The organism is Streptomyces sp. NPDC002044 (genome assembly GCF_040296725.1).
Lineage (GTDB): Bacteria > Actinomycetota > Actinomycetes > Streptomycetales > Streptomycetaceae > Streptomyces > Streptomyces antarcticus.
In genome coordinates this window covers 1-9,559 of record NZ_JBEOXU010000003.1, presented here as the reverse complement: position 1 = coordinate 9,559, position 9,559 = coordinate 1, and the positions used below count along the sequence as shown (strand labels likewise).

Below are 9,559 nucleotides of genomic sequence, written 5' to 3'. Positions count from 1 at the left end.
GAACGCAACGGGAACGCGCGGGCGCGGCTTCGCCGCTTCGCCGGTACGGGAAAGCGCCGTGTGCCGTCCTCCGGCTCCGGCGGATGCCGGGCGGGCGGACGGCACACGGCGCGGGCCGGGTGCGGTCGTACGGGTTGCGGTTCAGCCGGGCCGTACGGCCGGGCGTCGGCTCAGTGGGCCGACGTGGCCGGCGGCGCGGTCTTCCGGGGCCCGGGCAGCGTCGCGTCCCGCGGCTCCCGACGGCTGGCGGACCAGGCGGCCCAGAGGTCGGCGTACCGCCCGCCCGCCGCGACGAGTTCGTCGTGTGTGCCGGTTTCCACGACCCGCCCCTGGTCGAGGACGACGATGCGGTCGGCGGTCGCGGCCTGCGGCAGCCGGTGGGCCACCATCAGCCCCGTACGCCCTTCCAGGGCCCGCAGCGCGGCCGTTTCCAGTACGCGGGCGCCCGCGCTGCCGGCGTCGGCGGTGGCCTCGTCCAGGATCGCCACCGGCGGGTCGGCGAGGACGAGACGGGCCAGGGCCAGGTGCTGGGCCTGGGTCACCGTGAGCCGGTGCCCGCCCTCGCCGACCACCGTGTCCAGACCTTCCGGGAGGGCCAGCGCCCAGTCCAGCGCGCCCACCCGGTCGAGTGCCGCGCGGAGTTCCTCCTCGGTGGCCTCCGGGCGGGCCAGCCGCATGTCCTCGCGGAGCGGTCCGGCGAACACGTGGACCTCCTGGCTGATCAGCGTCACCACCCGCCGGATCCCGCCGGGGCCCAGCTCCCGCGTGTCCACGCCACCGAGGCGGATCGAGCCGCCCGACGGGTCGTGGACGCCGGCGATCAGCTTCGCGAGGGTGGTCTTCCCGGCGCCGCTCGCGCCGACCAGCGCCACCCGCTCGCCGTCGCGCACTTCCAGGTCGACGTCCCGCAGGACCGGGTGCCCGGGGACGTACGCGTGGTTCAGGCCGCGGACCTCCACCGATCCGGCCATCCGTACGTCCCGTTCCCCGGCCTCCGGCTCGGCCGGCAGGTCGGACACGCCGACCAGGCGGGCCAGGCTCGCGCCGGCCGACTGGGCCTCGTCGATGAGGAAGAGCGCGGCGTTGACGGGGTTGAAGAGGCTGTGGAAGTAGAGCGCGGCCGCGGTCGCCGTGCCGATGCTCACCGAACCGTTGTCGACGAGGAAGAACCCCGTCAGCAGGACCGCCGCCAGGCCGATGAACTCGGCGAGGTTGAGCCGCGAGAAGAACCCGGACACGAGCCGGATGCCGCGCAGTGCGAGGTCGACGGCCTCCCGGGACCGCTGTTCGAGGAGCCGCGCGTGCCGGTCGCCCAGGCGGAACGCCCGGACGGTGCGGACGCCGCCGATGCTGTCGAGGAGCTGGTGCTGCAGGGCGCCCGTCGCCACACGGTGCTCGGCGTACACCTTCGAGGCGCGGGGGATGTACCAGCGCACGGACAGGACGTGGACCGGCACGGCGAGCAGGACGGCCACCAGGAACCGCCAGTCCAGTACCGTCAGGCCGACCAGCGTCAGCGCGATGGTGAGCAGGGCGCCCGCGAACTCGGGCAGGGCCTGGCGCACCGCCCGCGCGATGACGGTCACGTCCTGGGTGACCCGCGAGGTGAGGTCTCCGGAACCCGCCTTCTCGACGCGTTCGAGGGGCAGCCGCAGGGCCCGCGCGATGAACCGCTCGCGCAGGCTCGCGAGGATCGTCTCGCCGAGCCGGGCGACGAGGGAGCTGCCGATCGCGGTGGCGACGCCGCGGGCCACCGCCACCACGAGGAGCAGGATCATCGGCACGGTCAGCGAGGCGGGGCCGCGCTGCTCGACGACGAGGTCGACGATGCGCCCGAGCAACGGGGCGGTCAGCAGGCCGACGCCCGTCCCCAGGACCAGCACGGCCAGCGCGGTGGCGGCCAGCAGGCGGTGCCCGCGGAGCAGGGTGCCGAGGACGGCGACGGTCTGCGCCCCGGTGGCCGTGGGCAGCAGCTCGCGCTCCGGGGTGCTCGGTCCGCTCATCGTCCGTCCTTCGCTGGCCGCGTCTTCGGTGCCCGCGCCCGCATCGGGCGCGCTGTCGATCGTGTGGGGATCGGTCATGCCAGCACCGCCGCGCGGTAGGCCGTGTCGTCGGCGACCAGGTCCTGATGGCGGCCCCGCGCGGCGACGGCGCCGCTGTCGAGGACCACGACCAGGTCGGTTCCGGCGAGCAGGGCGGGGCTCGTGGTGACCAGGAAGGTGGTGCGGCCGGGGCGCAGGAGCCGCAGGCGGGCGGCGATGTGCGACTCCGTGACGGTGTCGACGGCGGTGGTCGGATCGTGGACGACCAGGACCGGGGGGTCCGCGGCGAGCGCCCGTGCCAGGGCCACGCGCTGGCGCTGCCCGCCGGACAGGGAGCGGCCGCGTTCGGTGAGTACGGTGTCCGCGCCCCGGGGCAGGGCCCGCGCGACGTCGTCCGCCGCCGCGGCGGCCAGCGCCGGTCCGGCGTCCCGCGCGCCGGGGGCCATCGCGGCCCGTACGTTGTCGAGGAGGCTGCCTTCGAACAGGTCGGCGTCGTGGTGGGCGACCAGGATGGCCCGGCGCGCTTCGCCGGGGTCCAGCTCGGTCAGCGGTACGCCGTCCAGCTCGATCACCCCGTCGTCGGGGTCCGCTTCGCGGCCCAGGCACAGCAGCAGGTCGTTGGCGGCGGCCGGGTCACCGGCGACGACGCCGATCAGGCTGCCGGGCGCGACGTCGAGGTCCAGCCCGCGCAGCGCCCCGTACGTGACGCCGCGCAGCCGGACGCGGCCGGTGACCGGTTCCGGCAGCGCGGTCGTCCCCGCCGTGACGGCGGGCGGCGAGGCGAGCACCTCGGCGATCCGGTCCGCGGAGGCGCGGCCCTGGGCGAACTCGCCGTTGACGTAGGTGAGGAGCTGGAACGGACCCAGCAGGTACTGGGCGAGGCCGACGGCCGCGACGAGCTCGCCGACGCTGATCGAGCCGCGCATCGCCAGGTGCGCGCCGACCAGTCCGATGATCGCGATGAAGGTTCCGGTGAGGGCGAGGATCGCACCGTCGTGCCAGGCGCGGCTGCGGGCGGCCCGCAGGGCCGCGGCCAGCGAGTCCTGGCTCGTGCGCCGGTAGCGGGACACCGCGGCGGCCTCGGCGCCCATGCCCTTGAGCACCCGCAGCCCCGCGACGAGGTCGGCGGCGACGCCCGACGCGTGCGCGGCGCGGTCCTGTTCGACCTCGCTGCGCTCTTCGAGCGGCCGGCTGATGAGGTGGCCCAGCCACAGCAGCGGCGGGACGCCGAGCAGGATCAGCAGGCCCAGCGGCAGCGAGATGCGCAGCAGTGCCACCGCGCTGATGACGAGGCCGGCGGTCGCCGACAGGGCGTACGTCACCGCGGCGGCGGTCGCGCCCACCCGGGTCGCGTCTCCCGTGGCGATGGCGGTGAGCGCGCCGGGCAGCCGGCCCTTGTCGGCGCCGCCGCGCGGGTCGAGCACCTTGGCGCCCAGGGTGAGGCGCAGGCCGTGGGAGGCGTGCTCGGCGGAGCCGTCGGTGATCCTGGCGGCGATCCGGTAGCAGGTGGACAGGGCGAAGAAGAGCGCGGCGAGGACGAGGAGCCAGCGCAGCAGGGGCCCGGTGGCGCCGGTCGCCACCGCCTGGTCGATGATGACGCCTATGACCACGGGCACCAGGGCCTCGCAGCCCTGGTGCGCCATGCCGAGCAACGAGGCCGTCGTGACACGGCGTCGCTGACCCCCGACCGCCTTCCGGAGGACTTGGCTCCCCGTCGGTCCTCCGTCGAGCATGCGTTCCTCCGCGAGATGGTCTGATGGTTAGGTAAGGCTAGTCTAAGCAGGCTTCCGCCCGCGTTCCGCGCGGAGGTCCGGATGCCCTACTTGTGCCATGTGTCGACACGTTGACCGTGTAGGGCGGATTCGCTTAGGGTTACCTAAGTATCCTTTGATCCGTACGTCCTGTTCTCATACCGGTGCGATGCCGCCAGGGAGAGTCGCTGTTGTTGATCGAAACCCGGGCGGCGTCCGGAAGCGAGGCCGCCGGTCCGATCGCGCCGTCGACGTCCCGGTCCGTGACGGCCGTACGGACGGCGGGCCTTCTCATCGGGCTCGCCGCACTGGTCCTGACCGGACTGCTCAGCGTGTGGGTCGGCACCAAGGGGATCCCGTTCCTGTCGACTTGGAGCGTGCTGTGGCACCCCGACGGGTCGCAGGTCTCGGTCATCATCCACGAGTACCGCATCCCCCGTACCCTCCTCGGCCTCACCGTGGGCGTGGCCCTGGGCCTGTCCGGTGCGCTGATGCAGGCACTGACCCGCAACCCGCTCGCCGACCCCGGCCTGCTCGGCGTGAGCCTCGGCGCCTCCACCGGCGTGGTCGTGGCCATCGCCTTCCTCGGCGTCGGCGCGGCCCTGGGCTACGTCTGGTTCGCGTTCGCGGGCGCCGCCATCGCCTCGGTGGTGGTCTACCTGCTGGGCTCCTCCGGCCGGTCGCTGGCCACGCCCGACCGGCTGGTCGTCGCGGGCGCCGCCGTCACGGCGGTGCTCACCGCCTTCAACACGGCCGTCCTGCTGCTCAATCCCCAGGCGTTCAACAAGTTCAGGTTCTGGACGGTCGGCTCCCTCTCGGGCCGCGACCTCGACTTCCTCTACGTGATCTTGCCGTTCGTCGCCGCGGGGCTGCTCGTCGCCCTCCTGCTGGCGCCCTCGCTCAACGCCCTGGGCATGGGCGACGACGTCGGCCGGGCCCTCGGGGTGAACGTCACCCGGACCCGCGTGCTGGGCGCCCTCGCGGTGATGCTGCTCTGCGGCGCGGCGACCGCCGCCGCGGGCCCGATCGGCTTCGTGGGCCTGGCCGTTCCGCACGTGGCCCGGTTCGTGGTGGGACCCGACCAGCGCTGGGTGCTCGCGTACTCGATGCTCATCGCGCCCGTCCTGCTGATCGGTTCGGACGTGCTGGGCCGGGTGCTCGGAGCGCCCGGCGAGATCCAGGTCGGCATCGTCACCGCGTTCCTCGGCGCACCCCTGTTCATCGCGCTGTGCCGCCGCCGAAAGCTGGTCATGCTGTGAGTGCCGCACACGACGCCGACACCGCCGTCGCCCCCGAGTCCCGTACCGGCGAGGACCACGCGTCCCGTACCGCCGCCGCCCACGTGCCCGGCCCCCGCATCCTGAGCGGCTCGGTCCTGCGCACCCGGGGCGGCCGGTACTCCCTGCGGATGCAGGGCCGCACCGTGGCCGTGACCGTCATCCTGCTGGTCGTCCTCGTCGCCGTCATGGGGATCACCCTGACGACGGGAGACTTCGACCTGTCCGTCGGCGAGGTGCTGGAGGCGCTCTTCGGCAGCGGCGGCGGCGCGGCCGACTTCGTCGTCAACACGCTGCGCATGCCACGGCTCGTGACGGCCCTGTGCGTCGGGGCGGCCCTGGCCGTCAGCGGCGCCATCCTGCAGAGCCTGACAGCGAACCCGCTGGGCAGCCCCGACATCATCGGCTTCACCAACGGGTCGGCGACCGGAGCCCTCGTCGTCATCGTCGTCCTGCACGGCAGCATGACCCAGATCGCGATCGGGGCGCTCGTCGGCGGACTCCTCACCGCCGCGGCCATCTACCTCCTCGTCGTCGGCGGCGGGCTCCAGGGCTTCCGGCTCGTCGTCATCGGCATCGGGGTCAGCTCCCTGCTGCTCGCCGCCAACTCGTACCTGATCACCCGGGCGAGCTGGCAGGAGGCGCTGGAGGCCCAGGCCTGGCTGATCGGCAGCCTGGGAAACCGGGGCTGGGACCAAGCCACCGCGATCGGCACCGCCGTCGCCGTACTGCTCCCGCTCGCCCTGCTGTTCGCCCGGCGGCTCTCCATGGTGGAGATGGGTGACGACACGGCCAGGGCGCTCGGCGTCAACGTACGCGCCAGCCGTACGGCCCTGCTCCTCATCAGCGTCGCGCTGGCGGCGTTCGCCACCGCGGTGACCGGGCCCATCTGGTTCGTCGCCCTCGCGGCCCCCCAGATCGCCCGGAAACTCACCCGTTCGTCCGGCCCCGCCCTGGTTCCGGCCGCGGCGATGGGCGCGGTCCTGCTGGCCGGAAGCGACCTCGCCGTCCAGCGCGTCTTCTCTCCCGCCCTCCTGCCGGTGGGCACGGCGACCGGCACCATCGGCGGCCTGTACCTCATCTGGCTGTTGGTCACGGAGTCACGAAAGAGCCGCGCATGACTGGAACCCTTCGCCCCACGGCCCGACTGAGGGCCGAGGACCTGACCCTGTCCTACGACCAGCGGACCGTGGCCGCCTCCCTGGACGTGGTCATCCCCGACCACTCCTTCACGGTGATCATCGGGCCCAACGCCTGCGGGAAGTCCACCCTGCTCAAGGCGCTGGCCAGAATGATCAAGCCCCAGGCCGGCGAGGTCTACCTCGACGGGGCCGCCATCGCGTCCTACCGGTCCCGCGAGGTCGCCCGCCGGCTCGGCCTGCTCCCGCAGTCCTCGACCGCGCCGGGCGGCATCACCGTGGGCGACCTGGTGGCCCGCGGCCGCTATCCGCACCAGAAACTGCTGAAGCAGTGGTCCGCCGAGGACGAGTCCGCGGTCGCCGAGGCGATGCGCCAGACCGGCGTGCTCGCCCTCGCCGACCGGCCCGTCGACGACCTCTCCGGCGGCCAGCGGCAACGCGTCTGGCTGTCCATGGTGCTGGCGCAGCAGACGTCCATCCTGCTGCTGGACGAACCGACGACCTACCTCGACATCGCCCACCAGGTCGAGGTGCTCGACCTGTGCGCCGATCTGCACGAGCACAAGGGCCACACGATCGTCGCGGTCCTCCACGACCTCAACCAGGCCTGCCGCTACGCCACCCACCTCGTGGTGATGAAGCCGGGCGGCATCGTCGCGGCCGAGGGCGACCCCTCGCAGATCATGACCGAGGAGCTGATCGAGGACGTGTTCGGCCTGTCGTGCCGGATCATCGAGGACCCCGAGACCGGCACGCCCCTGATGGTGCCCACCGCCCGCAAGCGGACCGCCGCACCCGCCACTTCCTAGGGACGGACCCGCATGCTCACCACCCGCCTGACGAACGCGAACATCCTCACGATGGACCCGGACCACCCGGTCGCCCACGACCTGGGCATCTGGCACGGCCGGATCGTGGGTCTGGACGAGGCGGTGACCTCGCTCCCCGCGCGCGAGGTGATCGACCTCCAGGGCGCCACCGTGCTGCCCGGGTTCATCGACAGTCACGTGCACCTCGCGTGGACGGGCCTGAAGGCGGGCACCCCGAGCGTCGCACCGTGCACGCGGATCGACGACGCCCTGGCGGTCGTCGCGGAGGCCGTCTCCCGGCAGAGCGTGCCCGGCGCCTGGGTGGACGTCGCCGGCTACGACCAGCGGGGGCTGGGCCGCCACCTGACCGCCGCCGAACTGGACCGGGTCAGCGGCGGCCACCCGGTGTTCCTGATGCACGACTCCGGACACGCCTGCGTGGTCAACAGCGCCGTGCTGGACCGGCTCCCCGCCCACGTCCCGCACGAGAACGGCTTCCTCGCCGAGGGCGCCATGAGCGCCGCCCGCGCGCTGCGGCCGCCGTACGCGCAGACGGAACTCGCGGACGCCGTCGAGCGCGCCGCACGGGCCTGCCTGGCCGAGGGGGTCACGGCCTGCGCCGAGGCGGGCATCGGCGGCGGTCTGCTGGGACACAGCACGGTGGAGCTCGGGGCGTACCAACTCCTGCGCGACCAGGGCCGGCTGCCGCTGCGGGTGCAGCTCATGGCGGCCGCCGACACGCTGCGGCCCGTCACGCCGCAGACCTCCGACGGCATTCCCCGCGCCCTCGACCTCGGCATGCGCACCGGCTTCGGCGACGACTGGCTCTCCCTCGGCGCGCTCAAGATCTACACCGACGGCGGGATGATGGCCCGTACGGCCGCGCTCACCAGCCCGTACCAGGGCTCGGAGCACGCCGGGCAGCTCCAGGACGATCCGGAACGCCTCGCCGGCACCATCGTCGACGGTCACCTCGCCGGATGGCAGCTCGCCGTCCACGCCATCGGCGACCGCGCCGCCGACCTCGCCCTCGACGCCATCGAACGCGCCCAGCGCCTGCGGCCGCGCCCCGGCGCCCGGCACCGCGTCGAACACGCCGGCCTGATCCGGCCCGACCAGCTCCCGCGGTTCGCGCGGCTCGGGGTGAGCGCGGTGGTCCAGCCGAACTTCCTGCGCTCCTTCGGCGACGACTACGCCGCCGTCATGGGGGAGGAGCGGGCCCCCTGGCTGTACCGGGGCCGCGGCTTCCTCGACCACGGTGTCACCCTGGTCGGCAGCTCCGACCGCCCCGTCACCGACGGTTCACCGCTGCGGGCCGTCCAGTTCATGGTCGAGCGCGCCTCGTCGTCGGGCCGGTCCATCGGCCCGGACGAGGGCATCACGGTGGACGAGGCCCTGTACGCGTACACGGTCGCCGGGGCGTACGCCTGCCACTGGGACGGCGCCGCCGGCAGCCTCGCCCCGGGCAAGCGCGCCGACCTGGTGGTACTGGGCGACGATCCGCGGCGCGTCGCCACCTCGCGCATCGGTGACATCGAGGTGGTGGCCACCTATGTGGACGGCCTGAAGACGCAAGGGCCGAATCCGCTGTGAGCGCGCGCACGGAGACCGCCGCGCGGGCCGAGGCGTTCGCCTACCTGTGGCAGGAGCCCGAGGACGAACTCCGCTGGGTCATCTGGGACCTGGGCGAGGAGACCATGGTCTTCGACCGGGAGATCAACTGCCCCGTCCACATCGACGAGGACGCGATCCGTTCCGAGGTGCTGCGCAGGATGCGCGACGCCGGTGTGCCGGAGAGCCGTGACTATCCGGGCCGCCCCTGCGCGTAGGGGCCGGACGGGCCGCGGGCCCGGCCGGGGACGGGTGCGGGGTTTGGTCCGTCAGCTTAAGTAAGGCTAACCTTAGTTGATGGCTCCAGTGGTGCGGCGATCCTGCCGCCTTCCGCGCGTGCTGGAGCCGTAAGGAAAGGGAACCCTTGATCACGGCCACTCCGCGGACCGCCCCCCGGTCCGCCCGCACCCCCCTGCCCGCCGCCCTTCCCGTCCGCACCGCGAAACCCCGGGACGCCGCCGCCCTCTCCGCGCTGTCCCGGCCGTTCGTGCGGTCCGGTGCGCTGCGTGCGCGCCCCTTCTCCCGCTACCTTGCGGACGCGGCCGACTTCCTCCTCGTGGAGGCCACCGACGGGACGCTCGAAGGCTGCCTGGGCCTCGGTGTCCACCCGGCCGACCCGGCGCGCGGCCACGGGCCCGCCGGGGTCCTGTACAACTTCTGCGTAGCCCCCCGCAGTCAGGGCCGCGGCATCGGGGCGATGCTCCTGCGCGGCGCGCTGCTCCGCGCGAACTCCCTCGGTCTGACGTCTCTGTTCACCGCGACGACGGGAGGCGGCGCGCTGTTCCTCCGGCACGGCTTCGCCCCGGCCGACGCGGGCCGGGCCCCGGCGGACTGGGCGAACTCGCTCTCTCCCCGGCGGAACTCGCGGATCCTCGCCCGCGCCCTCTGACGGGCACCCGGGTACGGGTGCGGGCCGGGCGTCCCCGTGGG

At 73.7% G+C, this 9,559-nt stretch carries 8 protein-coding genes; 6 read left to right on the top strand and 2 right to left on the bottom strand.

Annotation, left to right across the window (positions count from 1 at the left end; translation table 11 throughout):
* Positions 1 to 170 precede the first annotated feature (170 nt).
* Both ABT106_RS01455 and ABT106_RS01450 read right to left on the bottom strand, forming a co-directional pair.
* Positions 171 to 2,081, bottom strand: coding sequence for an ABC transporter ATP-binding protein (locus ABT106_RS01455; RefSeq protein ID WP_502979149.1), 1,911 nt, complete (start codon positions 2,079 to 2,081; stop codon positions 171 to 173).
* A complete protein-coding gene (locus ABT106_RS01450; protein WP_351270604.1) occupies positions 2,078 to 3,775 on the bottom strand; it encodes an ABC transporter ATP-binding protein in 1,698 nt (565 codons plus the stop codon). The genes ABT106_RS01455 and ABT106_RS01450 overlap by 4 nt, the downstream gene beginning before the upstream one ends.
* Before the next feature lie 209 nt (positions 3,776 to 3,984).
* Between ABT106_RS01450 and ABT106_RS01445 the strand changes: the two genes are divergently transcribed.
* From ABT106_RS01445 to ABT106_RS01420, 6 genes are all read left to right on the top strand, one after another.
* Complete coding sequence (locus ABT106_RS01445; RefSeq protein WP_351270601.1) at positions 3,985 to 5,052, top strand: FecCD family ABC transporter permease; 1,068 nt, start codon at positions 3,985 to 3,987, stop codon at positions 5,050 to 5,052.
* On the top strand, positions 5,049 to 6,191 hold the full coding sequence (locus tag ABT106_RS01440; RefSeq protein WP_502979147.1) for a FecCD family ABC transporter permease: 1,143 nt from the start codon (positions 5,049 to 5,051) through the stop codon (positions 6,189 to 6,191). The genes ABT106_RS01445 and ABT106_RS01440 overlap by 4 nt, the downstream gene beginning before the upstream one ends.
* Positions 6,188 to 7,018: an ABC transporter ATP-binding protein gene (locus ABT106_RS01435; RefSeq protein ID WP_351270598.1), complete on the top strand. Its 831-nt coding sequence runs from the start codon at positions 6,188 to 6,190 to the stop codon at positions 7,016 to 7,018. Before ABT106_RS01440 ends, ABT106_RS01435 begins: the two co-directional genes overlap by 4 nt.
* Positions 7,019 to 7,030: 12 nt before the next feature.
* Complete coding sequence (locus ABT106_RS01430) at positions 7,031 to 8,611, top strand: amidohydrolase (protein WP_351270595.1); 1,581 nt, start codon at positions 7,031 to 7,033, stop codon at positions 8,609 to 8,611.
* Complete coding sequence (locus tag ABT106_RS01425; RefSeq protein WP_351270592.1) at positions 8,608 to 8,847, top strand: hypothetical protein; 240 nt, start codon at positions 8,608 to 8,610, stop codon at positions 8,845 to 8,847. Before ABT106_RS01430 ends, ABT106_RS01425 begins: the two co-directional genes overlap by 4 nt.
* Before the next feature lie 146 nt (positions 8,848 to 8,993).
* The gene (locus ABT106_RS01420; RefSeq protein ID WP_351270589.1) at positions 8,994 to 9,518 is read left to right on the top strand and encodes a GNAT family N-acetyltransferase; all 525 of its coding nucleotides are present in this window, start codon (positions 8,994 to 8,996) and stop codon (positions 9,516 to 9,518) included.
* Positions 9,519 to 9,559 lie beyond the last annotated feature (41 nt).